Source organism: Streptomyces sp. NPDC056347 (assembly GCF_042262625.1).
GTDB lineage: Bacteria > Actinomycetota > Actinomycetes > Streptomycetales > Streptomycetaceae > Streptomyces.
The window spans coordinates 1-26,623 of the sequence record NZ_JBHJQP010000118.1; the positions used below are offsets into that span (position 1 = coordinate 1).

Annotated in this window: 19 protein-coding genes; 8 read left to right on the forward strand and 11 right to left on the reverse strand. The window is 73.4% G+C overall.

What is annotated here, in order from left to right; translation table 11 throughout:
• Positions 1–114 precede the first annotated feature (114 nt).
• The gene (locus ACFCV8_RS24600) at positions 115–492 is read left to right on the forward strand and encodes an Mpo1-like protein (RefSeq protein ID WP_376687594.1); all 378 of its coding nucleotides are present in this window, start codon (positions 115–117) and stop codon (positions 490–492) included.
• Positions 493–506: 14 nt separating this feature from the next.
• On the opposite strand, the gene ACFCV8_RS24605 is transcribed toward ACFCV8_RS24600, so the two are convergent.
• From ACFCV8_RS24605 to ACFCV8_RS24620, 4 genes are read right to left on the reverse strand one after another with little or no spacing between them, the layout of a single operon-like run.
• Entirely contained in the window at positions 507–1,112 is a 606-nt protein-coding gene (locus ACFCV8_RS24605) for an ATP/GTP-binding protein (RefSeq protein WP_376687595.1), read from the reverse strand.
• Positions 1,093–1,515 (reverse strand): DUF742 domain-containing protein, encoded by a 423-nt coding sequence (locus tag ACFCV8_RS24610; protein ID WP_376687596.1) that lies wholly within the window; start codon positions 1,513–1,515, stop codon positions 1,093–1,095. The genes ACFCV8_RS24605 and ACFCV8_RS24610 overlap by 20 nt, the downstream gene beginning before the upstream one ends.
• Positions 1,516–1,522: 7 nt before the next feature.
• A complete protein-coding gene (locus ACFCV8_RS24615) occupies positions 1,523–1,966 on the reverse strand; it encodes a roadblock/LC7 domain-containing protein (protein WP_376687597.1) in 444 nt (147 codons plus the stop codon).
• A complete protein-coding gene (locus ACFCV8_RS24620) occupies positions 1,963–4,785 on the reverse strand; it encodes a nitrate- and nitrite sensing domain-containing protein (protein ID WP_376687598.1) in 2,823 nt (940 codons plus the stop codon). Before ACFCV8_RS24620 ends, ACFCV8_RS24615 begins: the two co-directional genes overlap by 4 nt.
• 480 nt (positions 4,786–5,265) lie before the next feature.
• On the opposite strand from ACFCV8_RS24620, the gene ACFCV8_RS24625 reads away from it, so the two are divergent.
• Positions 5,266–5,769 (forward strand): hypothetical protein, encoded by a 504-nt coding sequence (locus ACFCV8_RS24625; protein ID WP_376687599.1) that lies wholly within the window; start codon positions 5,266–5,268, stop codon positions 5,767–5,769.
• A gap of 16 nt (positions 5,770–5,785) precedes the next feature.
• Here ACFCV8_RS24625 and ACFCV8_RS24630 read toward each other — a convergent pair whose 3' ends face one another.
• From ACFCV8_RS24630 to ACFCV8_RS24655, 6 genes are all read right to left on the reverse strand, one after another.
• Positions 5,786–10,573, reverse strand: a complete 4,788-nt coding sequence (locus ACFCV8_RS24630) for a hypothetical protein (protein ID WP_376687600.1) — start codon at positions 10,571–10,573, stop codon at positions 5,786–5,788.
• 62 nt (positions 10,574–10,635) lie between these two features.
• On the reverse strand, positions 10,636–11,565 hold the full coding sequence (locus ACFCV8_RS24635) for a hypothetical protein (protein WP_376687601.1): 930 nt from the start codon (positions 11,563–11,565) through the stop codon (positions 10,636–10,638).
• A 106-nt stretch (positions 11,566–11,671) separates the two neighbouring features.
• Positions 11,672–13,198 (reverse strand): hypothetical protein, encoded by a 1,527-nt coding sequence (locus tag ACFCV8_RS24640; RefSeq protein WP_376687602.1) that lies wholly within the window; start codon positions 13,196–13,198, stop codon positions 11,672–11,674.
• 146 nt (positions 13,199–13,344) lie between these two features.
• Positions 13,345–16,950: a hydantoinase B/oxoprolinase family protein gene (locus ACFCV8_RS24645; RefSeq protein WP_376687603.1), complete on the reverse strand. Its 3,606-nt coding sequence runs from the start codon at positions 16,948–16,950 to the stop codon at positions 13,345–13,347.
• A gap of 125 nt (positions 16,951–17,075) precedes the next feature.
• Positions 17,076–18,494, reverse strand: coding sequence for a HEAT repeat domain-containing protein (locus tag ACFCV8_RS24650; protein ID WP_376687604.1), 1,419 nt, complete (start codon positions 18,492–18,494; stop codon positions 17,076–17,078).
• A 219-nt stretch (positions 18,495–18,713) separates the two neighbouring features.
• Complete coding sequence (locus ACFCV8_RS24655) at positions 18,714–19,106, reverse strand: ankyrin repeat domain-containing protein (protein WP_376687605.1); 393 nt, start codon at positions 19,104–19,106, stop codon at positions 18,714–18,716.
• Positions 19,107–19,412: 306 nt separating this feature from the next.
• Here ACFCV8_RS24655 and ACFCV8_RS24660 point away from each other — a divergent pair, with 306 nt between their 5' ends.
• The gene (locus ACFCV8_RS24660) at positions 19,413–19,607 is read left to right on the forward strand and encodes a hypothetical protein (protein ID WP_018103962.1); all 195 of its coding nucleotides are present in this window, start codon (positions 19,413–19,415) and stop codon (positions 19,605–19,607) included.
• Between the two features lie 37 nt (positions 19,608–19,644).
• Positions 19,645–21,276: a hypothetical protein gene (locus ACFCV8_RS24665; protein ID WP_376687606.1), complete on the forward strand. Its 1,632-nt coding sequence runs from the start codon at positions 19,645–19,647 to the stop codon at positions 21,274–21,276.
• Between the two features lie 34 nt (positions 21,277–21,310).
• Here ACFCV8_RS24665 and ACFCV8_RS24670 read toward each other — a convergent pair whose 3' ends face one another.
• Positions 21,311–22,810: a PLP-dependent aminotransferase family protein gene (locus ACFCV8_RS24670; protein WP_376687607.1), complete on the reverse strand. Its 1,500-nt coding sequence runs from the start codon at positions 22,808–22,810 to the stop codon at positions 21,311–21,313.
• A 102-nt stretch (positions 22,811–22,912) separates the two neighbouring features.
• On the opposite strand from ACFCV8_RS24670, the gene ACFCV8_RS24675 reads away from it, so the two are divergent.
• From ACFCV8_RS24675 to ACFCV8_RS24690, 4 genes are all read left to right on the forward strand, one after another.
• Positions 22,913–23,734 carry a YitT family protein gene (locus ACFCV8_RS24675; protein ID WP_376687608.1) on the forward strand — a complete coding sequence of 274 codons (822 nt, stop codon included), beginning with the start codon at positions 22,913–22,915 and terminating at the stop codon, positions 23,732–23,734.
• On the forward strand, positions 23,731–24,495 hold the full coding sequence (locus tag ACFCV8_RS24680; RefSeq protein WP_376687609.1) for a glycerophosphodiester phosphodiesterase: 765 nt from the start codon (positions 23,731–23,733) through the stop codon (positions 24,493–24,495). Before ACFCV8_RS24675 ends, ACFCV8_RS24680 begins: the two co-directional genes overlap by 4 nt.
• A 46-nt stretch (positions 24,496–24,541) precedes the next feature.
• Positions 24,542–25,909 carry an MFS transporter gene (locus ACFCV8_RS24685; protein ID WP_376687610.1) on the forward strand — a complete coding sequence of 456 codons (1,368 nt, stop codon included), beginning with the start codon at positions 24,542–24,544 and terminating at the stop codon, positions 25,907–25,909.
• A gap of 275 nt (positions 25,910–26,184) precedes the next feature.
• Positions 26,185–26,559, forward strand: coding sequence for an RNA polymerase-binding protein RbpA (locus ACFCV8_RS24690; protein WP_007262928.1), 375 nt, complete (start codon positions 26,185–26,187; stop codon positions 26,557–26,559).
• Positions 26,560–26,623: the final 64 nt, after the last annotated feature.

Below are 26,623 nucleotides of genomic sequence, written 5' to 3' on the forward strand. Positions count from 1 at the left end.
GGGGTGGTGAACGGGCAGACCGGGACCACCCCCGTGGGCTCCGGCCCGCCCGTTCTCCCTTTCGGACGCGCAAGGGGCGTGTTCGGTTGCCGATCGGGCGGCTACGGTGCCGGTATGCCTGAGCAGACGTTCGATTCGTACGAGGAATTCTGGCCCTACTACGTGGCGATGCACTCGAAGGCCGCGACCAGGTGGGTCCATCTGACCGGCACCCTGACCGGGCTGGCGCTCACCGCCTACGGCCTGGCGCGGGGACGCAGGCGGTATCTGGCCGCTCTGCCGCTGATCGGCTACGGGACCGCATGGCCCGCGCACTTCCTGATCGAGAAGAACAATCCGGCCACCTTCGGCCACCCCGTCTGGTCGCTCCGCGGCGATGCGCAGATGATCCGGACGATGCTGGCGGGGCGCGACGCGGAGCTGGCCGAGACCGCCGCCAAGTGGCTCGCCGAGAACCCCTGCCGGCCGGAGTCCTGCCGCCCCCGGTCCTGACCGGCGGGACGCCGCTACGTCGCGGCCGGTTCGCGGTCCCGGCCGACGCGGACGACCGCGTGTTCGACGACGGCGACGAGCACGTCCCGTACCGAGGCGCGGTCGCGTGCGTCGCACATCAGCAGCGGCACCTCCGGGTCCAGGTCCAGGGCGGCCTGGACCGTCCCGGCGGGGAAGGTCTCGGCACCCTCGAAGCAGTTGACGGCGACGGTGAACGGGATCTTGCGGCGTTCGAAGTAGTCGACCGCCGCGAAGGAGTCCTCCAGCCGCCGGGTGTCCGCGAGCACGACGGCTCCCAGCGCCCCCTGGGCCAGTTCGTCCCAGAGGAACCAGAACCGGTCCTGTCCCGGGGTGCCGAAGAGGTACAGCACCAGATCCTCGCGCAGCGTGATCCGGCCGAAGTCCATGGCCACCGTGGTGGTGGTCTTCGACTCCACCCCGGCCGTGTCGTCCACCGGACGGCCCGCCTCGCTGAGGGTCTCCTCCGTGCGCAGCGGCCTGATCTCGCTGACCGCTCCGACCAGCGTCGTCTTGCCCACCCCGAATCCGCCCGCCACCAGGATTTTCAGGGTAACGGGCTCCACGGGCCGCTTCTTGCGGCTAGAGCGCCCGAAGGCCATTGATCACCTCGCGAAGAATGCTCACGTCCGGCAGTTCGGCCGGCGGAACGGGACGGGTCACATGCACCAGCGCGTCCTCGACGAGATCGGCGACCAGCACCCGGACCACCCCGACGGGGAGGTCCAGGCCGGCCGCGAGCTCCGCGATCGACTGGGGCATGCCGCTGCAGAGTTCGACGATCTCCACGTGCTCCGGGGAGAGCGTCTGGTCCCGGCCGGGATCGTCGGCCTCGGGTTCGGGCACGACGACCGCGATCAGGTCGAGCCGGTGGCGGGTGGGGGTGCTGGTACGGCCCCGGGTCATCGCGTACGGACGGACCACCGGTCCCGCCTCGTCGTCGTACCAGTGCGGGGCCTGCGGGTCGGTGGGCGTGGCCGGGGATCCGGGCGATTCGGCGCTCACCGTCCGCTCACCCCCCGGCGGGCTGACCGGTCGTCCTGGGCGCGTTGACCAGGTGGGCACCGACGCGCTTGACCATCAGCGTCATCTCGTACGCCACCAGCCCCACGTCGGAGTCCGCGTCGGCCAGCACCGCGAGACAGCTTCCGTCACCGGCCGCCGTGACGAACAGGAACGCCTCGTCGAGTTCGACGACGGTCTGGCGGACCCTGCCCGCGTCGAAGTGACGCCCGACGCCCTTGGCGAGGCTGTGGAACCCGGAGGCGACGGCCGCCAGGTGTTCGCTGTCCTCGCGGGTCAGGTCCTTCGAGGTGCCGGTGGCAAGGCCGTCGCTGGAGAGCACCAGCGCCTTGTGGATGCTGGCGACGCGTTCGACGAGTTCGTCGAGGAGCCAGTTGAGCTGGCCCGAGCCCTGGCGTGCGGCGGTGGTTGCTGCGACGTTCGGTGCGGTCATCGACCGTCCCCTCCCGGAGTGGTTCCTTGTGCTGTGTCACCGGAGCCGGCTGTTTCCTCGGCGTTCTCGGCGTTCTGCCGTCGGCCGCGCTGCCAGCCGCGCTGGAGCGAGGCCATGCGGCTGCGCACCTCCTCCGCATCACGCTCGAAGTCCGGATCCGGTTCCGTCCGGTCCGGTTCGGCTTCGCGGACGACCGATTCCTCGCGCAGCTGCGGGGCCAGGCTGGCCTGCCGGATGCGGCGGGGCAGCCCTCCCACGGTCTCCCGGGTGCGCGGTGCCGCGGTGTCCTCGGACGCCGCGGGCCCGGTGGGTTTCCGGAAGCCGGTGGGCTGCCGGGGTTCGGTGGCCGCTCCGGGGCGGGCGCGGTCCGCGTCCCGGGAGGTGCGGCCGGCGTCCTGCCCGTCCGTGTCGGCGGTCGCGAGGCGGGTACGGCCCGTCCCGTCGACCCGGCGGCCGTTCTCGGCGACCAGGGTCGGCGGCTTGCGGCGGGGCAGCGGCACCGGGGCGCCGGTGCGGTCCTCGGCCGGCCGCTCGGGGGCCTGCTGATGCTGTTCGCGGTCGGCTTCGCGCCGCAGGTCGCGGGCGTCGCGGGCGCGGAAGATTCCGCCGGGTTCGCTCTCGGTCCCGTCGAGGTCGGCCGCGCCGCCCAGCAGCGGGTCGAGGAGCGGATCGAAGGCGGGGTCGCCTTCGAAGCCCAGTGTCCCGACCGGGCCTTCGAGCTCCACGGGGCCGTCCAGGAGGGCCGGGTCGACCAGGCCGGTGGGGACGGGCGAGAGGCCCGGGGACCTGCCGGTGGTCCGGCGGTCCGGCCCACCGCCCGTGCGTCCCCGGTCGCTTCCGGACCCGGTCTCGGCGGGCCCGCCGCCGCTGCCGATGGCCCGCTCGGCGCGGCGGTCGAGACGGAAGCCGGTCCCGTGGGTCTCCGGGGCGTCGGTGAGCAGCGCCGCGGGAATGAAGACGACGGCGGTCGTGCCCCCGTACGGGGACTTCTGGAGCGAGACCCGGACGTTCTGGCGCTGGGCGAGCCGGCTGACCACGAAGAGACCGAGCCGGTCGGTGTCGGAGAGTTCGAACTCGGGGGTCTCGGCGAGCCGGAGGTTGGCGTCCAGGAGGACGTCGGGCGTCATGCCGAGGCCGCGGTCGTGGATCTCCAGGGTGAAGCCGTTGGCCACCCGCTCGCCGTGCACCTGGACCGCGGTGTGCGGCGGCGAGAACACGGTGGCGTTCTCCAGGAGTTCGGCGATCAGGTGGGTGAGGTCGGCGACGGCCGGTCCGCCCACGCCGATGCGGGCCAGGCGGCGTACCTCGATCCGTTCGTAGTCCTCGACCTCGGCGACCGCCGCGCGCACCACGTCCATCAGCTGGATCGGCTTGCGCCACTGCCGCGAGGGGGCTGCGCCGGAGAGGATCACCAGGCCCTCGGCGTGCCGTCGCATGCGTGTGGTCAGGTGGTCGAGCCGGAAGAGGTCGGCGAGTTCGTCGGTGTTCTCGGTGCGGCGCTCCATGGCGTCCAGGAGCGTCAGCTGCCGGTGCAGCAGGACCTGGTTGCGGCGGGCGAGGTTGACGAAGACCTCGGAGACGCCGCGGCGCATGTCCGCCTGCTTGACGGCCGCTTCGACGGCGGCCCGCTGCAGGGTGTTGAGGGCCTGCCCGACCTGTCCGATCTCGTCCCGCTCGTACTGGAGGTGCGGGGCCTCCGTCTCGACGTCCACCTGCTCCCCGGCGGCGAGCCTGCGCATCACGCTGGGCAGCCGTATGCCGGAGACCTCGTGGGCGTCCTTGCGGAGCCGGGAGAGGTCGCGGATCAGCTCACGGCCGATGCGCACGGAGACGAAGACCGAGCCGACCAGGGCGAGGAACCCGAGGACACCGGCGATCCCGGCCTTGATCAGGACGCCGTACCCGGCGGGCTTGCCCCGGTCCTGGAACCGGTTGTTCATCTCTGTGGAGTCGTCGGCCAGCCGGTCCAGGACCGGGGTGGCCACCTCCTGCCAGCGCTCGGCGTCGACGGTCCGGGGGTCGTCGGTGGGGCCGTCCTCGACGAGGGTCTTCTCCGCCGCACGCAGCGGTTCGCTGTCCGGGCTCCCCCAGTACTGCTCGATGAGACGGCGTTCCGAGGCGGGCAGCGCGTCCACGTTGATCTCGTAGAGCAGTTTGCGATTGGCCACCAGGTCGGAGACCCGGCGCAGTTCGTCGGCGGTGAGCCGCCCGGCGATCAGCGACGACGCGACCAGGGCGTCCTCGCGGGAGAGCATTTCGCGGGCCCGGGAAATTCCGGCCAGTGCCCGGACCTGCTTGTCCATCGACACGTTCTCCATCGTGCGGAGACCGGTGAGGAAGCGGTAGGAGGGGTCGATGAGGCGGCCGTAGAACTCCATGGCCTTGGCGCGGTCGATAGTTCGCTCGTCAACTGATTCGCGGAGTGCGCCCAGTCCGTCGACCGTCCCGAGGATCGAGTCCAGCTGCGCGTCGTCCTCGGAACTGAGCGCTTTACGGATGTCCTTCTGCCGGGCACCGTCCTTGACCCCGCCGAGGACCCGGTCGGTGGCGGCGCGTTGGCGCTGCAGCAGCGGAAGGGCGTCGGAGGCCCTGGGGTCGGCGAGGAAGACCAGCGTCTGGCGGCGCTCGTCCTGGATGGCGCGGACGGTGTCCTCCAGCGGATGACCGACCTTCTCCACGACCGAGCTCGCGCCCATGAGCTGACGCGCCTCGCGCCCCGTCAGATAGGTGGCGAATCCCCAGAGCCCGGTGAGAGAGACGAGCGGCACCAGCAGCAGCGCCACGATCTTCCTGCGGATGGACTTTCCGCGAAAGCGCATGGACTCCCCCAGCTCGACTCCCCGCGGGGCGGGAGTCGTGTTTCGTCAACAAACGGCGCGAGCCTACTACCGACGGAGTAACAACTCGAAGGGTCGTCCGGGCGATTTTCGGCCGCGCCATCCGGTCCGGATCACAGGTTGTCCTGGTATTGCGAGCGATGAAATTCGCGAAAGCGGCAGAAGAGACCCTTCATGGCCTGATCTGGTTTGGTGTTGCAGTTGGCTGGAATTCTTCGGTTCGCGCCGACTTGGGGGAATCTTCACCGTCACGCACTCGTCTCTCTGTACGGGGCAGGGGTAACACGTGGAGTGCCGGGGTCCGTTCGGCGGGATCATGGTCGGATCCGGAATGCCCGTTGCGCCGGGCGGGCCCCCTGGGGCGGAACACCGCGCGGCAGGACGGTCCGGTCCGCCCGCGTGGCCACGGCACGTGCCGGGCAGCAATCCTGAAGTCGGACAGTGGTGGGGAGTTGAGGGGCTTTGGAAACGGAACAGCGTCGCGGCGCGGTGTCGTCGGCACCGGTCGCGGCGGCGGGACGGGCAGCGGCGGCCGATCCGGCGGCACGCGGTGCGGCGGCGACCGGCGCGCAGGTCCCGCGCCAGCAGCTGTGGGTGGAGGAGCCCGCGACACGGTGGCGGATGCCGGACCCGGTGCGCCGCTCCGCGGTGCGTGCCGTGCTCATCCTGTCGCTGACGATCATTCAGGCCATGGTGGCGTTCCTGTGCACGCTGACCGATTCCTGGCTGGCCTTCCCCATGGTGCTCAGCGGCGTGGCCAGCACCGTGGTCGCGACCTGGTCGGTGCTGGACGTGTGGGTCACCCGGCAGGTCTGGAACCAGCGCAACGGCGTGGTCTCGGTGCCGAGCAGCTCGGCACGGCAGCTGCGCCGGGAGCGGCGCAGGGCACGGCGGGCGGCGCGGTCCGCGCGACGGAACGAGGCGCGGATACGCCGCCGGGGCGCCGAGAGCCTCTCGCGAGTCTGAGCGCCGCCCGCGGCCGTCACTCGCCGCCGGTCCCCGCCGGGGCGGCTGAGCGCTTGAACATCCGGGTGGCGGTGATCTCGCCGTGCACCGTCTCCTCGTTCGGGTCCTGCTGCGGCAGTCCGGGGCGCAGATGCTCCTCCACGCTGATGTACTTCAGCCCGGCCCGCAGGTCCGCGTCATTGCGCAGGCGGATGACCAGCGGGAATTCGGCGAGCGCGGTGGTGTCGAAGAGACCGGTCGTGTACAGCAGCTGTACGCCGAGGGCGTCGGACACCGCGCGCTGGAGCTCCAGCAGGTACGTGGCGTTGGCACGGCCGATGGGGTTGTCCAGGAAGAGGGTGCCCGCGTGCCGGTGCTGGTGCCGGTCGCGGCCCCGGTCGTTGCTGCGGAGCGCTGCCATCGTGCAGTAGAGAGCGATGGCAGCGGTGAGCAGCTGGCCGCCGGAGAAGACGTCGCCCATCTGTCCGACCGGGACGCGCTCGGCGCGCAGCACGGCGTCCGGCTTGAGGATCTCCACGGCGATGCCCCTGGGCTCCAGCGCGGCCTGCACCCCGCGCAGCAGCAGGGACATGCCGTCCCGGCGCAGATCGGAGTTCTTCTTCAGCGCGGCGCGGGTCGCCTCGTCGACGACCTCGCCGAGCCGTTCGGTGAGGGTGGCCTGGTCGGGTTCCTCGAAGCGGATGCGGAGGAACTCCTGGCCGGACCACTCCCCCAGGCCCTCGGGGAGTCGGGAGAGGCGCTGGGCGGAGCGCAGGGTGGTGAGGGCGGACTCCACCAGGCCGCGTAGCCGGTCGACGATGGAGTCGCGGTTGCGTTCCAGCTGGGCCAGTTCATCGGTGAGCACCCGGAGCCTGGGCGCGAAGGCGGCGGCCCACTTCTCGGCGTGCTCGGGGAGCGCCGAGGCCGGAAGCTCGCGGATCTGCTGGCGGGCGGGGGTGCGGACCTGCTCGTAGCGGGTGGAGTTGGCGTGGCGTACGAGGACGTCACTCGCGTCGCGTACGGAGCTCTCGGCGGCGGACAGGTCCGCGGCGCAGCCGCGCAGCGAGCGCCGGGCCTCGGCGGCGGACTGGCGGGCTTCGCCGAGGCTGCCCGGGTAGGGCTCGGGGGTCTCGGGGTCGTCCTCCGCGCCGTGGTCCCTCAGCAGGTCGCGCAGGAGGGCCGCCGTCTCGTCGAAGCCGCCCGCCGATTCCTCTGCGGTGCGGTGGGCGTGCAGCAGCTCGGTGTGGGCGGCACGGGCGGTGTCCAGGGTCGCGGTGGCGGCGGCCAGCTCGGCCGTCGCGGTGCGCAGCAGGGCCTGGGCCTGCTCGGCGTCGGCGGGGACCTGTTCCCCGGGGAGTTCGGTGTGGTGGGGCTCGCCGTCGGCCGGGGCCAGGCGCTCGGCCTCGCCGCGGAGCCGGCCCAGCTGCTCGCTCGCCGTGGAGGCCCGGGTCTCCAGGAGCTGGACCAGGGATTCGGCGCGGGCGGCGGCGGCCTGCCGGGAGGGGCCGTCCGCGCCGTCGGTGCCTTCGAGGAGCTGGGCGGCGCGGGTGCGGACCTTGTTGGTGAGCCGGTCCAGCTCGGCGAGGGCGGCGCTCTCGTCGCTCTCGGCGCGGGCCTGCTCGGCGCGCAGGTCGGCGCCGACGCCGACCTTCTCGTACAGCTGGGACGCGGCCCGGTACGCCTCGCGCAGTGCGGGGAGCGAGGGGCGCGGGCGGTCGTCCGCGGGCTCGGGGAGGTGTTCGGGGGCGCCCGCGATCTCCGCCCGTTCGGCGCGCAGGGCGCGGGCGGTGCGCCGGGCGTCGTCGGCGGCGCGCTGGGCGGCACGGCGGTCCTCGTCGGCGGCGCGGGCGCGCTCCAGGCAGGCGGTGGCACGGGCTTCGGACTCGGCGGCCTCGTCGACGAGTTCGCGGAGCTTGAGCTGCCAGCCGGCCCGCTCGCGGAGCCGGTGCGCGAGGCCCGCGAGGGCGTCGGCGGCGCGGCGGGCGCGCTGGGCGGCCTCCTGGCGCTCCTCGCGGACCCGGGCGGTGTCGGCGGCCGCCTCGTCCGCCTCGGCGCGCACGGTGCGGGCTTCGGCCAGCTCGGCCTCGGCGGTCTCGGCGAGGGTGCGGGCGGTGCGGGCGGCCTCGGCGAGCTCGTCGAGCATGCCGGGCGGGCAGTCGGTCCGCCAGGAGCCGATCCGGGCGGCCAGGGCGCGGTCGGCGGCCAGGCGGCCCGCGAGGGCGCGGATGTCCTCGTCTCGGGCCGCGGCCCTGCTCCTGAGGGCCTGCCGCTCCTCGTCGGCCGCGTGCTCGTCGTGCATCGCCGGGTTCGGCGGGACCAGGAAGACGCCCTCCGTGCCCGCCGCCGGTCCGGTGCCCAGGGGCGGGACGGGGGCGAGCAGCGCGGCGGCGGTGCCGACGGCGACCGCGGAGCGCGGCAGCAGTGCGGCGCCGCTCAGCGCCTCGCGGGCGCGGGCGTGCGAGTCGGGGTCGGTGATGACCACGCCGTCGACCAGTTCGGGGCGGGCGGCGAGGACGGCCGCGTGGTCGGCGGGGTCCACGGCCTGGGCGAGGTAGCGCCAGCCGGGCAGGGCGGGGATGCCGTGCTCGCCGAGGTACTCGACGGTGGCGAGGACGTCGGGCCCGGGCGGCAGCAGTCCGCCGTCGCCGAGCGCGCCGAGGATGCGGGAGTCGTCGGCGGCCGCGGTGCGCAGTTCGAACAGGCGGCGTTCGGCGGAGGTGATGGAGCGGTCGAGCAGTTCCCGCAGTTCGTCGGCGCTGCGGTCCAGTTCCTGTGCGGTGAAGGGCTTCTCGTCGCCCTGCTCGGCGGTGGCGGTCGCGGTGCCCGTGGTCTGCGCGGTCGGGGCCGTGCGGCCGGACTCGCCCGGCCCGGCGGGCGGCTCCCCGGTGATGGTCCGCCGGTCGGGGCCGGGGCCGTGCGGGGCCTCCGCTTCCTGGCCCGCCGCGCCGTTGCGGGGCCGGGGCACACCGGTGCCGGGGCCGGCGGGCAGCCCGAGGAGGTCGGCGAGACGGGGGTCGGCGGCGATCGACTCGGCGGCCCTGAGCTCGGCCTCGTAGGACTGCTCCGCCGCGTACGCGGCGTCGGCGGCGCGGGCCGCGGCGAGTTCGGCGCGGTTCTCGGCGCCGGTGGCCTGGCGGGCCGTTTCGGCGGCGGCGCGGGCGGCCTCGCGGGCGGTGTCCCAGGCGGCCACCGCGGAGGTCTCGGCGTCGCTCGCGGCGAGGGCGGCCCGGGCCGGGTCGGCGTCCGGGGCGGTGTCGTCGAGCCAGCCGGCCCGTACCGCCTGGGCGGTCTCCTGCTCGACCTCGGTGAGGCGCTGGCGCAGGTGCCCGGCCTCGCTGCGGGCGCGCTGGGCCTCGGTGGCGGCGGTGGTCGCGTCGCGGTGGGCGGTCTCGCCCTCGGTCTGGAGGGTGGCGGAGCGCTCCTCCTCCTCGTTGGCGAGCGTCTCACCGGCCTCGGCTGCGGTGTGCAGGGCCTGGACGAGATCGGCGGCGGCCGTGGCGCGGGCGGCGAGGGCGGGCGCGGCGTCCCGTTCGGCCTCGCGGATGGCGACGGCGACCCGGGCGGAGCGGTCGGCGGCGGCGCGGTGGCGGAGCACCGCCTCGGCGGCCTGCCACGCGGAGTGCAGGGTGCGGGCGTCACTCAGCTCGCGGCGCTGGGCGGCGGCGCCCTTCTCGGCCGCGGTCAGGGCCAGGGAGGCGTGCCGGTAGGCCAGTTCGGCGGCGATCAGGGCGCTGTGGCCGCGGGCCTGTTCGGCCGTGGTGACGGTGTGCGCGGCGGCGGTCACCTGCTGGGCCAGTTCGGCGGTGCGGCCGCGCTCCTCGGCGGCGCGGACGGAGAGCCTGCGGGCGAGCGTACGGGTGCGGCGTTCGGCGCCCGCGTGGATGTCCCGGGCGCGGGCGCGGGTGCCCGCGGCCTCCACGATCCGGCCGAGGAGGTCGACGGAGCCCGCGGTGAAGTCGCGTTCGGCGGTCAGCTCGGCGCGGCGGCCCAGCTTGTTGCCGAAGCCACTCACCAGGTCGGCGAGGCCGTCGGTGTCACGGGTGTCGGTGACGGCCCGCAGCAGCAGGTCGGTGAAGTCGGAGTCCTTCTTGACCGCGAAGAGTCCCGCCGCCTCGCCCTCGTCGGCGTTCATCTCGCGCTGGTAGCGGAAGAGTTCGGGGTCGAGGCCCAGGTCGCCGAGGTGCTCGTTCCAGCGGTCGTGGATCTCCTCCCAGTGCACGTCGAGGTGCTGGTAGAACTTGCCGGCCTCGGTGAGCGCGTCGCGGAAGCCCTTCATCGTGCGCCGTCGGCCGCGCGCGCCGGAGGCGCCTTCGGCGGACGGGCGTACGGAGGTGGCCTCGGCGACCGGCAGGGAGTCCAGGCTGAGGCCGGGTCCGGGCCGGAAGGAGTACCAGGCCTCGGCGAACTTCCGCGGGTCGTTGGAGACCTGACGGCCGCGCCATTCGCTGACCTTGCCGACGACCACGCACTCACCGGTGAGGGTGTGCTGCCACTCCAGGGCGACGTGCCCGCAGTCGTCGGCGAGGAGGAACTTGCGCAGCACACCGGAGCTGGCGCCGCCGAGGGTGTTGCGGTGGCCGGGAAGCATCACCGAGAAGATCAGTTTCAGCAGCACCGACTTGCCGCCGCCGTTCTCCAGGAAGAGCACACCCGCGGGCGCGGGGCGCCGCGGCGGGCCGACCGGCTCCTCCTCGAAGAACTCCGCCTGGGCCGGGGCGGGGTGGGGTACGGGTTCGCCCACTCCTCGCAGGTCAAGCACGGTGTCGGCGTAGCGCGCACCGGCAGGCCCGATGGAGTAGAGGCGGACCCGGGACAGCTCGTACATGGCGGCGGACTCTCGTCGTTCAGGCGGCGGCAGGCGAAGGGGGGATGATGGGGCGGCCGGTCTCAGGCGTGGAAGGGCAGGCCCGCGTCGGCGGCCAGCTCCAGGTCGTCGGTGCCCGGCGGCGGGAGCAGGGTCGCGGTGCCGTCGGTGACCGGTACGACGCCGAGGTCCAGCAGTTCGGCCATGGCGGCGCCGCCTGCCATGTCGCGGACCTGGAGCTGGTAGCGGGCGGTGGTGCGGAAGGCTCCTCCGGCGTCGTCCCCGGTGCGCTGGAGGAAGCCGGAGTCGGTGAGGAAGGCGACGGCCTTGCCGACGATGCCGGTGGTGGAACCGGCCAGCCGCCGGGCGTCCTTCGTGGCGCCGGTGGAGCTGCGGCGGGCGTAGATCCGCCAGGCCGCCTCCAGCCCGGGGGCGTCGGTGGCGGGGTCGGTGTTGTCGCCGTGCTCCGCGGCGCGCTCCTCCAGGCGGTGGCAGGCCTGGCGTACGAAGGAGTCGACGCCGTTGACCGTGATCCGGCCGATGTACGCGTCGTCGGCGAGGTCCTCGGGGCGGGGGAAGGACATCGCGGCGACGGCGAGATGGGCGAGCCCGTGCAGGAAGCGGTCGGCGGAGTCGGAGGAGGCGCGGCGGGCGTAGTCGCCCATGCGGACGGCGAAGACGGAGTCCTCGGCGGCGGTCACGGCCATGCCCGCGCGGGTGGAGACCTCCAGGACGACCAGGCCGAGCCCGGTCGCCACGGCGTCGGCGAGCCGGGCGAAGGCGGGCTCGTCCCGGTAGCGGCGGAGCAGTTCGGCGTACTCGGCGTCGCGTGCGGGCAGCAGCTTGGGCTGGAGGCCGAAGGCGACGAGCCGGGCGGCGTCGGCCGCGTCGGCAGGGGTGACGGGGGGTGCGGCGGCGGGGCCGTACTGCTCGACGGGGCCGGTGCCCTCGGTGGCGTACGCGGTGGTCGGCTCGCTCCACGCGTCGTTGTGCTGTGCGCGGTGCTCGCTCACGACTGTCGCTCCTTGCTGCGGAAACACTTCGGTACGGGGTGGGCGGTGCGGGCTCTCGCCGTGGACGCCCGGGGCGGCGCGGCCGGGGCCCGCCGGATCGCGGCGGTCATGACGCCTCCGAGCGGTCCGCGGCCATCCCGGCCGCGTCCAGCAGGGCCGTGCCCACGATCAGGTCGGCGCCGCCGAACTCGGGGTCCTCCAGCGGGGTGCCGTCGTCGACGGAGAACAGCAGCCGTCGCTCGCCCTGCCGGTAGGCGGTGCCGACCGGCGGGCTCGCGGCGTGCACCGCGAGCAGGGCGACCAGGTAGGGCAGGTCGGGGTCGCGGCGCCGGGCCTCGGCGAGGAGTCCGGACAGGCGGCGCGGGGCGTCGTGCTCCAGGTCCAGGAGCTCCATGGCACCGGCGAGCTGTTCCTCGCTGAACCTGCTGTCGTCGGGGGTGGCGATCAGATCGGGCTCGGGCATCTCCACGCCCAGGTGCTCCCGTTCCAGGGGCGGGGTGAGCAGCATCTCGACCAGGTCGCCCACCCGCACCGAGGTGGGGGTGCGCAGGCCGGTGCCGCGGGCGAAGAAGGCGTCGGTGACGCGGATCGCCTGCTCGACGGGGAGCGGCAGGAGCGGGGCGACCAGCTGGCCGTACAGGTCGAGGCCGGTGCGGGCGGCGGGGGTGGCGAAGGCCTGCCGGTCCTGCTCGGCCCGGAAGAGCGGCCCGGCCTCCAGCAGGCGGGACTGGAGCTGGGTGTGGCGGCGGATGCAGTCCTTGACGATGTCGACCAGCTCGGCGGCGCGGCGCTTGTGCTCGGGCTCCTCCGCCTCGTCGCGCGCCTTGCGGATGTTGGTGAGGATCGCGTTCTCGTGGCGGTAGCGGTCGGCCACGTGGTCCAGCGCCTCGGCGATCATGTCGGGCACGGCGTTGAGCCAGTCGACGGCGCGGACGTTGCGCCGGGTGGCCTCCAGGGTCTTGCGGAGGGTCTCCGCGTACTGGACGGTGCGGTAGCGGGCCTGCTCGGCGGCGAGCTGTGCGTCGGCGAGGCGGCCCCGGCTGATGAGGACCTCCAGCTTGACCTCGGCGGCGATCTGGGCGCTGGTGACGTCCGTGTCGAGGGCGCCGACCAGGACGTTGACCGCTTCGTCGGTGGCCCGGAGGAAGACCGTGCCGCCGTGTCCGGGGACCTCCTCGACCAGCTTGAAGTCGTAGTCGCGCCGGACGTACACCCCGTCGGGGCCGAAGGTGCCGTACACCGCGCGGAATCCGCGGTCCACGCTGCCGACGTTGATCAGGTTCTCCAGCACCCAGCGCGCGACGCGCTCGTGCTCGGCCGCGGGGCGGTGCGGGGCCTGGGCGGCGACGCGCGGGAGCAGCCTGGTCACTATCTGGTCGTGGTCGGCGCCGGTGTCGAAGTCCATGTTGAGGGTGACGAGGTCGATCGCGGCGAGGGCGACCTCGGCCATCGCGTAGACCGTGTACTCACCGGCCAGGTTCGCCTTGCGTACGTCGAGGTCGTGCAGCGGCGCCGTGCAGGCGAGCGCGCGCAGCCGCCGCGAGAGCCCCTCGTCGGCGGCCGGGCCCGGGGCGGGCCGCGGGCCCGCGCTGAGCTGGGGCGCGGCGTTGTCCGTGCAGGCAGGCGAAGTCACGGTGCACAGATTAGGTCCTCGCACCGACAACGGTCGAAACGGCGCAGAAGCCACCCCGGCCGCGAGGGTCCGTCGTCACACCGCTGTCCGTCGCCCGGGGGCGGCGGACAGCCCTTCGGCGACAGGCCCGGGGCACCGGGCAGATTTTACGCGGTGCCGTAACCCCCGCCGCCCGGGGTGCGCAGCACCAGGACGTCGCCCGGCTCCAGCTCGGCGGTGTCGCAGCCGTGCAGGGGTGTGTCCGGCCGCCCGTCCGGGTGCTCGACGTGCTGCTCGCCGAGTGCGCCGGGGCCGCCGCCCGCCATGCCGTACGGCCTGACCCGGCGGTGGCCGGAGAGCAGGGTGACGGTGACGGGTTCCAGGAAGCGGAGTCTGCGCTCCACGCCCCGGCCGCCGTGCCAGCGTCCCCGGCCCCCGCTGCCGTCGCGCACCCGGAAGCTCTCCAGCAGGACGGGGTAGCGCCATTCGAGGACTTCGGGGTCGGTGAGGCGGGAGTTGGTCATGTGGGTCTGTACGGCGTCGGTGCCGTCGAAGCCGTCGCCCGCGCCCGAGCCGCTGGCCACGGTCTCGTAGTACTGGACGTGTTCGTTGCCGAAGGTGAGGTTGTTCATGGTGCCCGAGCCCTCGGCCTGGATGCCGAGGGCCCCGTACAGGGCGCCGGTGACGGCCTGGGAGGTCTCCACGTTGCCCGCGACGGTGGCCGCCGGATGGACCGGGGACAGCATGGAGCCCTCCGGGATGCGGATCTCCAGGGGTTCGAGGCAGCCGCTGTTGAGCGGGATGTCCTCGGCGACCAGGGTGCGGAAGACGTACAGCACGGCGGCCATGACCACCGAGCTCGGTGCGTTGAAGTTGCCCGGCTGCTGGGGTGAGGTGCCGGTGAAGTCGACGACGGCGCTGCGGGCTTCCCGGTCGACGGTGAGGGCGGCCGCGATGACCGCGCCGTTGTCGGTCTCGTAGCGGTAGGTGCCGTCGTGGAGGCCGGCGATGATCCGGCGCACGGACTCCTCGGCGTTGTCCTGCACGTGTCCCATGTATGCGGTGACCACGTCCTGGCCGAACTGCTCGGTCATGCGCCGGAGTTCTTCGATGCCCTTCTCGTTGGCGGCGATCTGGGCGCGCAGGTCGGCGAGGTTGGCCTCCGGGTCGCGGGAGGGGTGGGCGGCGCCGGTGAGCAGGGCGCGGGTCTCCTCCTCCCGGAACCTGCCGTCGCGTACCAGCAGCCAGTTGTCGAAGAGCACGCCCTCCTCGTCGACGGTGCGGCTGAAGGCGGGCATGGAGCCGGGGGTGATGCCGCCGATCTCGGCGTGGTGTCCCCGGGAGGCCACCAGGAAGCGCGGGTGTTGGCCGCCCTCCGGGTCGAAGACCGGGGTCACCACGGTCACGTCGGGCAGGTGGGTGCCCCCGTGGTACGGGTCGTTGACGGCGTAGGCGTCACCGGGGCGCATGGTGCCGTGGTTGCGCCGCAGCACCTCCTTGATGGACTCGCCCATCGAGCCGAGGTGGACGGGGATGTGCGGGGCGTTGGCGATCAGGTTGCCGTCCTCGTCGAACAGGGCGCAGGAGAAGTCGAGCCGTTCCTTGATGTTGACGGAGTGGGCGGTGTTCTCCAGTCGCACGCCCATCTGCTCGGCGATCGACATGAAGAGATTGTTGAACACCTCCAGCATCACGGGGTCGACCCGGGTGCCGATGGCGGTGCGGTCGGGGCGGGGGCGGGCCCGGGTCAGCAGCAGGTGCCCGGTGCCGGTGAGGACGGCCTGCCAGCCGGGGTCGACGACGGTGGTGGCGTCGGCCTCGGCGATGACGGCGGGACCGGTCACGGTGTCGCCGGGGCGCAGTTCCTCGCGGAGGTGGAGCGGGGTGTCCTGCCAGCGGCCCTCGGCGTACATCGTCACGGTGTCGCGCGGGCGGGGCTCGGTGCGGGCGCGCGGCTCGGGCCCGGCCGGGGGCGTGGCGGGGCGGCCCGCCGCGCCGGTCGCCTCGACCGTCACGGCCTCGACGACCAGGGGCTTGTCCATGGTGAACGCGTAGCGTGCCCGGTGTTCGGCGGCGAAGGCCGCGGCCATGGCGGGTGCGGTGTCCAGGTCCACGGAGAGGCTGGAGTCCGTTCCGGCGTAGCGCAGCAGGACCCGGGCACGGGTGCTGATCGCGTGGTCGGGCACGGAGTCGGCGCGCAGGTCGGCTCGGGTGGTGGTGGCCAGTTCCTCGCAGAGTGCGTGGACCTCGGCAGCGGTCCGCGCGGTCAGTTCCGCCTCCACCGACCGCTCGCGCATCGCGGTGGCGTCGGCGAGGCCGATGCCGTACGCCGAGAGCACGCCCGCGAGCGGTGGTACGAGCACGGTGTCGATGCCCAGGGAGTCGGCGACGGCGCAGACGTGCTGGCCGCCCGCGCCGCCGAAGCCGGTCAGGGCGTAGCGGGTGATGTCGTGTCCGCGCTGCACGGAGATCTTCTTGACCGCGTTCGCCATGTTGAGCACGGCGATCTCCAGGAATCCGGCGGCGGTCCGGGCGGCCGTGTGCCGGGTGCCGGTGGCGCGGGTGACGTCCTGCGCGAGGGCTTCGAAGCGTTCGCGGACGAGTTCGGCGTCGAGCGGGAGGTCGCCGTCGGGGCCGAAGACGGCCGGGAAGTACCCGGGCTGGACGCGGCCGAGCAGCACGTTGGCGTCGGTGACGGTGAGCGGGCCGCCGCGGCGGTAGCAGGCCGGGCCGGGGACGGCGCCCGCCGAGTCGGGGCCGACCCGCTGACGGCGGCCGTCGAAGTGCAGTACGGAGCCGCCTCCGGCCGCGACGGTGTGGATGCTCATCATCGGGGCGCGCATCCGCACCCCGGCGACCCGGGTGCCGAGTTCCCGCTCGAAGCCGCCCGCGTAGTGCGACACGTCGGTGGAGGTGCCGCCCATGTCGAAGCCGATGACCCGGTCGTAACCGGCCTGTTCGGAGGTGCGGGCCATGCCGACCACGCCGCCGGCGGGGCCGGAGAGCACGGCGTCCTTGCCCCGGAAGTGGGCGGCTTCGCGCAGCCCTCCGTTGGACTGCATGAACAGCAGCCGGATGCCGTCGAGTTCGCCCGCGACGTCGTCGACGTACCGGCGCAGGATCGGCGAGAGGTAGGCGTCGACGACGGTGGTGTCGCCGCGCGGTACGAGTTTGATCAGCGGGCTCACCTCGTGCGAGCAGCTGACCTGGGTGAAGCCCGCCCCCCGGGCGGCGTCGGCCACGGCGCTCTCGTGCTCGGGGTGGCGGTAGCCGTGCATCAGGACGACGGCGGCCGCGCGCATTCCGTCGGCGTGGGCGGCGCGCAGCCGTTCGGTGACGGCCGCGAGGTCCAGGGGGGTGACGATCCGGCCGTGGGCGTCGATCCGCTCGGGGACCTCGATGACCTGGTCGTAGACGGCCTCGGGCAGCAGGATGCGCCGGTCGAAGAGGCGGGGCCGGTTCTGGTAGGCGATGCGCAGGGCGTCCCGGAAGCCTTCGGTGATGACCAGGACGGTCGGTTCGCCGCGCCGTTCGAGCAGGGCGTTGGTGGCGACGGTGGTGCCGATCCGTACGGCGGCGATCCGGTCGGCGGGGACGGGGTCGGCGGGGCCGAGGCCGAGTACGGCCCGGATTCCGGCCACGGCGGCGTCGCGGTAGCGGTCCGGGTCGTGGGAGAGCAGCTTGCGGGTGATCAGATGTCCGTCGGGGGCCCGGCCGACGATGTCGGTGAAGGTTCCGCCCCGGTCGATCCAGAACTCCCAGCGTCCGGTCATCCCCCCATATTGGCGGGTGGCGGCCGAGGACGCGAAGGGCGGGCCCGGAAAAGAAAAGAGGGTGGGCCGGTGTTCCGGCCGTACGCGCCGCGCGCCCCCCGACGCGCGTCGCTGTGCGTACTCGGTCAGACCGCCGGGGTGTCGGGTCCGATCCGGCTGCGTACCGCCGTCTGCACCTCGGCCTCCTCGGCGGGATCGGCAGCGAGGCGGCGCAGGCGCTCGGCGACCCTGATGTCACCGGTCTCCGCGTGGAGTGCGGCGACCTCGCGGGTGGTCTCCTCGCAGTCCCACAGGCACTCGACGGCGAAGCCGGTGGCGAAGGTGGGGTCGGTGGCGGCCAGTGCGCGGGCCGCCCGGCCGCGCAGGTGCGAGGAGGAGGTCTCGCGGTAGACGTGCCGCAGTACGGGGGCGGCGCAGGCGATGCCGAGCCGTCCCGCGCCGTCCACGAGTGTCCACAGGCGGGGCTCGTCCGGCCCCGCGCCGCGCACGGCCTCGCGGAGCGCCCCGAGGACCACCGTCGCGTCCTGGACGCCGCCCCGGCAGGCGAGCACCCCGGCCGCGGAGGCTCCCAGGGCGTCGGGCCGCCGGACCCAGCGCCTGGCGCGCTCCACCGCCGCGTCCCCGCACATCCGCTCGAAGGCGGCGATGGCCGCGTCGGCGACGGTGCGCGAGGCGTCGGCCGCACCGGCCTCGATCAGGTCGAGCACCGCCGGGTCCCCGGCTTCCGCCAGGTAGTGCAGGGCGGCGCCCCGGGCGCCCTCCGGGCCGCTGCGGGCGGCCTCGGTGATCGCGGGCCGGTCCTCGGGGCCGGCGACGGCGGCGAGGCAGCGGGCGGCGGGGCCATGGAGGACGCTGCCGCGTTCGATTCCCTGCTGGGCCCAGTCGAAGACGGCCTGGACGCTCCAGCCGGGGCGGGGGCCGCCGGGCCTCATCTGGCGCTGCCAGCGGTCGAACGAACCCTGCTCCGAGGCGGCCCGGATCCGGGCGCCGACCTCCTCGCGAGGGTCGTCCGCCCAGAGCCGCCAGGGACGGGGCTCATAGGCGTCGCGCACCACGGCGGCCAGCTCGGCGGAGCCCTCCACGGTGTCCGGGAAGCGGCCGAGCACGGGCACGGCGAGGCTGCGGAGCCCCGCGTCGTCGTCGCGCAGGGCCAGCTCGTCCAGGGCCCAGGCCCAGTTGGAGCCGGTGGCGGCGTAGCGCCGCAGCAGAGCCAGGGCGTCGCCGCGTCCGTACGCGGCCAGGTGGCCGAGCACGGCGAGGGCGAGCCCGGTGCGGGAGTCGTCGGTGTCGAGGTGGTCGTCGGGATCGCACAGGTGGCGCTCGATCTCCTCGATGCCTCCGTCGAGGTCGAGATACAGGCGCGCGTAGTAGAGGGAGCGGTTCTCCACCTGCCAGTCGTGACGCGGATCGCTCAGGACGCAGTGGTTGAGGGCCGCCAGGGCCTCCGGGCGTGGTGCGGCGAGCGCGTGGAGCGTGCCGTCGCCACGGCCTCTCTGCAGCAGACCGAGCAGTGTGCCGCTCGGCGCTATGAACGGATCAAACATGGAAAAAGCCTCACATCAAGCTGTCGACGCAATCGGGACTGTGCCGTTCCAAGTGCCGGGTGGGCACTACGCCGCGCAGCAACATGATCGGCCGACCGTCGTCTTCTGCTTGGTGTAGACCATTTTCCTCTGCCTCTCGTCGGTGGCCCGGAGCCGGGCCCGCGACGTCATGATGACCCAGCCATTTCGCCACCGCGACCACATTTACCGCGTACCCGGTCAACGGGCGCCGAAGCGTTCCAGCAGGTCGGCCTTGCCGAACATGCGCGCGGTGTCGACGGCGGAGGGGGTTCCGCCGGCCGGATCGGCCCCCGCGGCGAGCAGGGCGTCGATCACCTCGTCCTCGCCCTTGAAGACGGCACCGGCGAGCGGGGTCTGCCCACGGTCGTTGGCCCGGCCCGGGTCGGCGCCGCGCTCGACGAGCGCCGTGACGGCGGCGGCGTGGCCGTGGTAGGCGGCGAGCATCAGCAGCGAGTCGCCCCGGTCGTTGGTGAGGTTCACGGGGACGCCCGCGTCGACGTACGCGGCGAGCGCCTCCGTCTCACCGCGGCGAGCCAGGTCGAAGACCTTCGTCGCCAGCTCGACCACCTCGGGATCGGGGGTTTCGCTCATCGGGCGGACCGCCTTTCTCTCATCGTTCTGCACCACTGCCGACCTGCCGGAACGTACGCCGTGGGGGCCGTACGAGTGAACCGACAGGGTACTGCCCGCCCGGGTCGTACGACCCCGGCCGTCCCTGGCAAAGGATCACGGACGGCACGCCTCCCGCCACCGGTGGTTCCGCCGCGTCGGGCCCCCGGACGGCCAATCAAGTGAAAACAATGACTTTTCACCCGAACACAGCTTTTGTCATATAGATACTTCCGGTGAACCTGGAAGGACTCATGGTGACCGTCCCCCCAACCAGGAGAACCACTCATGATCCTGTCCATGTCAGGCGTCGTCATCCTCGGCATCATCGTCTTCCTCTTCTTCAGGAAGGACGGCCTCAAGGCCTCGCACGCCCTCGTCACCGCCCTGTTCGGCTTCTACCTCGCGGGCACCGCCATCGCCCCGAGCATCACCGCGGGCGGCGCGAGCCTCGCCGGCCTCCTGGGCGGGATCAAGTTCTGACCCCCCGCGACCGCTTCCACCCCTTCAGGAGACCGATGTGGCCCGGCGACCACTCCCCCGCATTCTGAGCAGCGGCAGCGCCTCGATCACTCGCAGCCGAGAGTTCGCGCGCACGGCCGCCGACAACGCCACGGACATCCTCCATCCGCTGATCACGATCACCCGCGGCCTGCGGCTGCTGGCCGCGGCCGGACGGCAGAGGTGGGCCGCGACGCCCAAGGACAAGCGCGGTCCCGTGCTGTTCACCGTCGCGGTCTGCCTGTTCGCCCTGGCACTCATGCCGTTCGGAGGGCTGATCGCCCTGGTGACGGTGATGGGCGCCGCGGCCTGGAAGGGCCGGGAGCCGTCCGCGGCCGGGACCGGCCCCGCCGAGGCGGAGACCACCCGGCTGCGCTCCCTGTACGAGGCGCTCGTGCCGTACTTCGCCGTGCCCGACGACCCCGCTCCGCTGTACGCGCACGGCGGCGACTGGGAGAAGGCGTTCAGCGACTACGCCTTCGACGGCGACGGGCGGCCCACCCGGCTCCGGGTGACGTACCCCGCCTGCTTCACCGACGGGGAGGCCGCCGCCCGGGCCCGGATCGAACGGCTGCTGCACGCCAAGTCCGGCCGCAGCCGCGAGTACCGCTTCACCTGGAACGAGGAGGACAACCAGCTCCTCATGAACGTCCTCGGCGCCCTGCCCACCTCGATCGGCGCCCAGCGCTTCGTCACCGCCCCCGGCGAGACCGTGCTGGGCTTCACCGACGGCGAGGCGGTCCAGCGCACGGTCCCGGTGCACGACGGCGACATCACCCGTGACGCCCCGCCGGTCGTCTGGCGGACCGGAACCCGCTCCACCGAACCCCATCTCCTGGTGGTCGGGCAGCCCGGCAGCGGCACCACGACCCTGATGCGCTCCCTCGCACTCCAGGCCCTCCAGCACGGCGACATCCTGGTCGTCGAGGCCACCGCGACCGGCGAGTACGCCTGCCTGCCCGGACGGGACGGCGTGCTGGCCGTGGAGTGCGATCCGGCCGCGGCGCTGGCGACGCTGGAGTGGGCGGCCCACGAGACGGAACGGCGGCTGCTCGTCGCGAGCCGGGCCCGGCAGGCCGGTCACCCGCTGCCCGACGACATCGGACGGCCGCTGTGGATCCTGCTGGACCGGCCCGGTCTGCTGGGCAGGCTCGCCGCCGCGAGCGGCCGGCCCGACCCCCTGGAACTGCTCCAGGCGCCGCTGCGGCACGGCAGGGCGACCGGCGTCACGGTGGTGCTGGCCGACCAGTTCGACAGCCTGGACGCACTCGGCGAGAACGTACGCGCCCAGCTGCGGGCCCGGGTCGTGCTCGGTGACTGCTCCCGCGAGGAGGTCGCGTCGGTGCTCGGCGCCGAGCCGGACACCACCCCGGCGCCCGAGATCCCGCCCGGCCGGGGCTACGCCCGCCTCGGCACCGGCCCGGTGCTGCGCCTCCAGGTCCCGGCCACGCCCGACCCGTACGACGAGACGAGCGGCGAGGCGCTCCGCCGGGCGGTGCTCGGGCTGCTTCCCGAGCGGCGCGACGCCGTCACGCCGACCGGGGCCCGGGACGCGGCCGGCACGGAGCGGCCGGACGCCCCCGGACCCGCAGGCGTCCCGGAGCCGCTGCTGCCGCGCGCCATCTCCGAGGGCCTGGCGGTCACCGACTGACGGCGGTGGTGTCCGTGGTGACGTCGCGCACGGTTCAGGCGACGAACGTGCGCGGCGCCTCGGCCCCCGCGCCCGCCCCCGAGCCGACCAGCCGGGCCGCCGCCGCGAGCCGCGCCGCCGCCTCGTCCGCGACCGGCCCCGCGACCGTGAACGGCAGCCGCACGTACCCCTCGAACGCGCCGTCCACCCCGAACCGGGGGCCGGACGGAACCCGGATGCCGACCCGCTCCCCCGCCACCGCCAGCCGGGACCCGGAGAGCCCGCCGGTGCGCACCCAGAGCGTCAGGCCCCCGCTGGGCACGGAGAACTCCCAGTCGGGCAGCTCCCGGCGGACGGCGGCGACGAGCGCGTCCCGGTTCTCCCGGGCCTGCTCCCGCCGTATCCGCACGGCCTCCTCCCAGCCACCGGTGCGCATCAGCCAGTTCAGGGCGAGCTGTTCGAGGACGGGCGTGCCCATGTCGGCGTAGGCGCGGGCGGCGACCAAGCTGCGGATCACGTCCGGGGCGGCGCGCACCCAGCCGATCCGCAGGCCCGCCCAGAACGCCTTGCTCGCCGAGCCGACCGTGATCACCGTGGAGCCCGCCGGGTCGAAGGCGCAGACCCGGCGCGGCATGCTCACCCCGGGGTCGAGGCAGAGCTCGTTCATGGTCTCGTCGACGACCAGGACCGTCCCGGCGGAGCGGGCCGCGTCGACCAGACCGCGCCGCTGGTCCTCGTCTGCCAGGGCACCGGTCGGGTTGTGGAAGTCGGCGACGACGTAGGCCAGACGCGGTGCCGCCTCCCGCAGGACCTGCCGCCAGCGGTTCAGGTCCCAGCCGCCGAGCCCCTCCTCCATCGCCACCGGAACCAGCCGGGCACCCGCCTCCCGCATCAGCTGCAGGATGTTGGCGTAGCTCGGGGACTCCACCGCGATCCGCTCGCCGCGGCCCGCGAAGAGATGACAGATCGCGTCGATGGCACCCATGGCGCCGGTGGTGACCATGATCTGTTCGGGCATGGTCGGTACACCGCGCGCGGTGTACCGCTCGGCGATCATCTGCCGCAGCGCGGGCAGACCGGCCGGGTAGTCGCCGTGGGTGTGGGCGTACGGGGGCAGTTCCTCGATGGCGCCCTGCACGGCCCGGGTCAGCCACGGCTCGGGGGCGGGCAGCGAGGCGCAGCCCAGGTCGATCATGGAGCCGAGGGACTCCGGGGGCAGCGGCTCCAGGCCGCGTGCGGGCAGCGTGTTGCCCGCGGGCACCGCCGTCCAGCTGCCCGCCCCGCGGCGGGACTCCAGGAAGCCCTCGGTGCGCAATGCCTCGTACGCGGCGGCGACGGTGGTGCGGCTCACGGAGAGGGCGAGGGCCAGTTCGCGCTCGGCGGGGAGCCGGGCGGCGACCGGCACCCGGCCCTCCAGCACGAGCAGGCGGATGCCGTCGGACAGCACCCGGTAGGCGGGCGGGCGGCGGGTGCCCGGCCCGGCGGGCCGGGACTGCTGTGCCTGGAGCTGGCGGGCCAGCTGCGCCGCCCCGACTGCCGAGGTCCACTCAGCCATGGAAATCAGTCCACCTTCCTCGGATTGGCCATAGTTGGAAGCCAATCCCCTGCCACAGAGTGACATGCGGCAGTCCACCTTCACCACATCAGGGGGTACGTCTTGTCCACCGCCTCCGCCCCTCACGGGGCGCGCCTCACCCGTCGGCTGGTCCAGCTCTACGTCGGTCTCGCGCTGTACGGGGCCAGCTCCGCGCTCCTGGTCCGCGCCGGTCTGGGGCTCGAACCCTGGGGCGTGCTGCACCAGGGGCTCGCCGGGCGCACCGGGCTGTCCATCGGGGTCGTCTCGATCATCGTGGGTGCCGTGGTGCTCCTGTTGTGGATACCGCTGAGACAGCGGCCCGGACTGGGCACCGTCTCGAACGTGTTCGCGGTCGGCCTCGCCATGGACGGCACGCTCGCGCTCGTCCCCGCCGCGCACGGTCCGGCCGCGCGGATCGCGGTGCTGGTCGCGGGGGTCGTGCTCAACGGGGTGGCGACCGGTCTGTACATCGCGGCCCGGTTCGGGCCGGGCCCCCGCGACGGGCTGATGACCGGGCTGCATCTGCGAACCGGCCGCTCCATCCGGCTGGTGCGGACGCTGATCGAGGTCGCGGTCGTGGCGAGCGGCTTCCTGCTCGGGGGCTCCCTCGGGGTGGGCACGGTGCTGTACGCCCTGGCCATCGGCCCGCTCGCCCAGTTCTTCCTGCGGCTCTTCGCGGTCGGCCGGGAGCCCGCCGGGGAGGACCCGGATCGGGCGGGGACCGCCGAGGAGACATCCGCCGGGGAAGCGTCCGCCGAGGAGATGGCCACCGGGGAGATGGCCACCGGGGAGGCACCCGCCCCTGAGGTGTCCGCCGGGGCGGATCCCGTCGCTCCCGCGCCGGGCGACGGCTCCACCTGCGTCACCCCGGGGACACCGGGGCAGGCGATACTTCCGCAGTGACCTCAGAACGCCACCCCTATCTCGACCACCCCGCGACGATCCCCTTCGCCCACCGGGGCGGTGCGGCGGACGGGATCGAGAACACCACCGCCGCGTTCCGCCGGGCCGCCGACGCCGGGTACCGCTATTTCGAGACCGATGTGCACACCACGTCGGACGGCCGCCTGGTGGCGTTCCACGACACCACCCTGGACCGGGTCACCGACGCCCGCGGCCGGATCTCCGAACTGCCCTGGAGCGAGGTGCGGCGGGCCAGGGTGGCGGGCCGGGAACCGCTGCCGCTGTTCGAGGAACTGCTGGAGACGTTTCCCGGGGCCCGCTGGAACGTCGACCTCAAGGCCGCCTCCGCGCTGGAGCCGCTGGTCGGTCTGATCCGCCGGACGAACGCCTGGGACCGGGTGTGCGTCGGCTCCTTCTCCGAGGCGCGGGTCGCCAGGGCGCACCGCCTGGCGGGCCCCCGGCTCGCCACCTCCTTCGGCGTCCGGGGCGTGCTGGGCCTGCGGCTGCGCTCGTACGGGATACCCGCGGCGCTGCGGGCGGGCGCGGTGTGCGCGCAGGTCCCGGAGCGCCAGAACGGCATCCGGGTGGTCGACCGCCGCTTCGTGCGCGAGGCGCACGCGCGCGGCCTCCAGGTGCACGTGTGGACCGTGAACGAACCCGAGCGGATGGCGGCTCTCCTCGACCTCGGTGTGGATGGCATCATGACCGATCACATCGAGACGCTGCGCACGGTGCTGAGCGAGCGGGGGGCCTGGGCCTGATGCCTGCCGTGCGGGGTCTCCACGGGGAGAGACGAGGGGGCGCGGCGTGAGCACCGAGACCGCGGAATCCGCTGGACCGAGCGGCCCGGACACGGCCGAGGAAGCGGGCCGCAGACGCGAGCAGCGCGGCTGGTATTTCTACGACTTCGCGTGCTCCGTCTATTCGACGAGCGTGCTGACGGTGTTCATCGGCCCGTATCTGACCTCGATCGCCAAGGCGGCCGCGGACGCCGACGGCTTCGTGCACCCGCTCGGCATTCCGGTCCGGGCCGGATCGCTGTTCGCGTACACGGTCTCGGTCTCCGTGGTGCTCGCCGTGATCGTGATGCCGATCGCCGGCGCCGCCGCGGACCGTACGGGGCGCAAGAAGCCGCTGCTGGCGGCCGCCGCCTACACCGGGGCCGCCGCGACCACCGGCATGTTCTTCCTGGACGGGCACCGCTATCTGCTGGGCGCGTTCCTGCTGATCGTGGCGAACGCGGCGATCTCGGTGTCGATGGTGCTGTACAACGCCTATCTGCCGCAGATCGCCGGGCCGGACGAACGGGACCGGGTCTCCTCGCGCGGCTGGGCCTTCGGCTACACCTCGGGCGCACTCGTCCTGGTGCTCAACCTGATCCTGTACACGGGCCACGACTCCTTCGGACTGTCCGAGTCCGACTCGGTACGGATCTGCCTGGCGTCGGCCGGCCTGTGGTGGGGCGCCTTCACCCTCGTGCCGCTGCGCCGGCTGCGTGACCGGGGCGTGGCGGCTAACGGCGAGGGAGCGGTCGGCTCGGGCTGGAAACAGCTGCTTGCCACCCTGCGCGACATGCGCCGCCACCCGCTGACGCTCTCCTTTCTCCTGGCGTACCTCGTCTACAACGACGGCGTGCAGACCGTGATCTCCCAGGCGTCGGTGTACGGCTCGGAGGAGCTGGGGCTCGACCAGACCACGCTGATCACGGCGGTGCTGCTGGTGCAGGTGCTGGCGGTGGCCGGAGCGCTGGGGATGGGACGGCTGGCGCGCTCGTACGGCGCGAAGCGCACGATCCTCGGCTCGCTGGTGGTCTGGACGCTGATCCTCGTCGCCGGCTACTTCCTCCCTTCCGGGGCGCCGGTCTACTTCTACGTCCTGGCCTCGGCGATCGGCATGGTGCTGGGCGGTAGCCAGGCCCTGTCGCGCTCGCTCTTCTCGCACCTGGTGCCGCGCGGCAAGGAGGCCGAGTACTTCTCGGCGTACGAGATGAGCGACCGCGGACTGAGCTGGCTGGGGCCGCTGGTGTTCGGACTCGCGTTCCAGCTGACCGGCAGCTACCGGGACGCGATCATCTCGTTGGTGATCTTCTTCGTGGCCGGTGCCGCACTGCTCGCGAGGGTGCCGGTGCGCCGGGCAGTGGCCGCCGCGGGCAATCCCGTACCGGAACGGATTTAGACGTTGAAGTGAAAGGCCGGTAGTGTACGCCTTTGGCCTGCCCGGAGGACCGTTACTGCGCGTGGAAGCAGCAAAACCGTTGGGTGACAACTTCCACCAGATGTGACAATCCGGGCATTGCTGGGTACTTGGAACCCTGGGAAACCTTAGAAAGCAGCGGCACGACGGGCGACGCATGACCGGCAACGGGAATCTTTGCCGCCGACCGGACGTTGACCGGATGACGACGACAGCGACACCTGTCCTGTGGGCGACAAGCCCGGGAGGCACGATTCATGAGTGAGCGAGCTCTCCGCGGCACGCGACTCGTGGTTACCAGCTACGAGACGGACCGCGGCATCGATCTGGCCCCGCGCCAGGCGGTGGAGTACGCATGCCAGAACGGACATCGATTCGAGATGCCGTTCTCGGTAGAGGCGGAGATTCCGCCGGAGTGGGAGTGCAAGGCGTGCGGCGCCATGGCACTCCTGGTGGACGGGGACGGCCCCGAGGAGAAGAAGGGCAAGCCTGCGCGCACGCACTGGGACATGCTCATGGAGCGGCGCACCCGCGAGGAGCTGGAGGAAGTCCTCGCCGAACGGCTGGCGGTACTGCGCTCCGGTGCCATGAACATCGCCGTGCACCCGAGGGACAGCAGGAAGTCCGCCTGACCCTTCACGCACCACCTCAGTACGACAGAGCCGCGGGCCGTGACACCGATCGTGTGTCACGGCC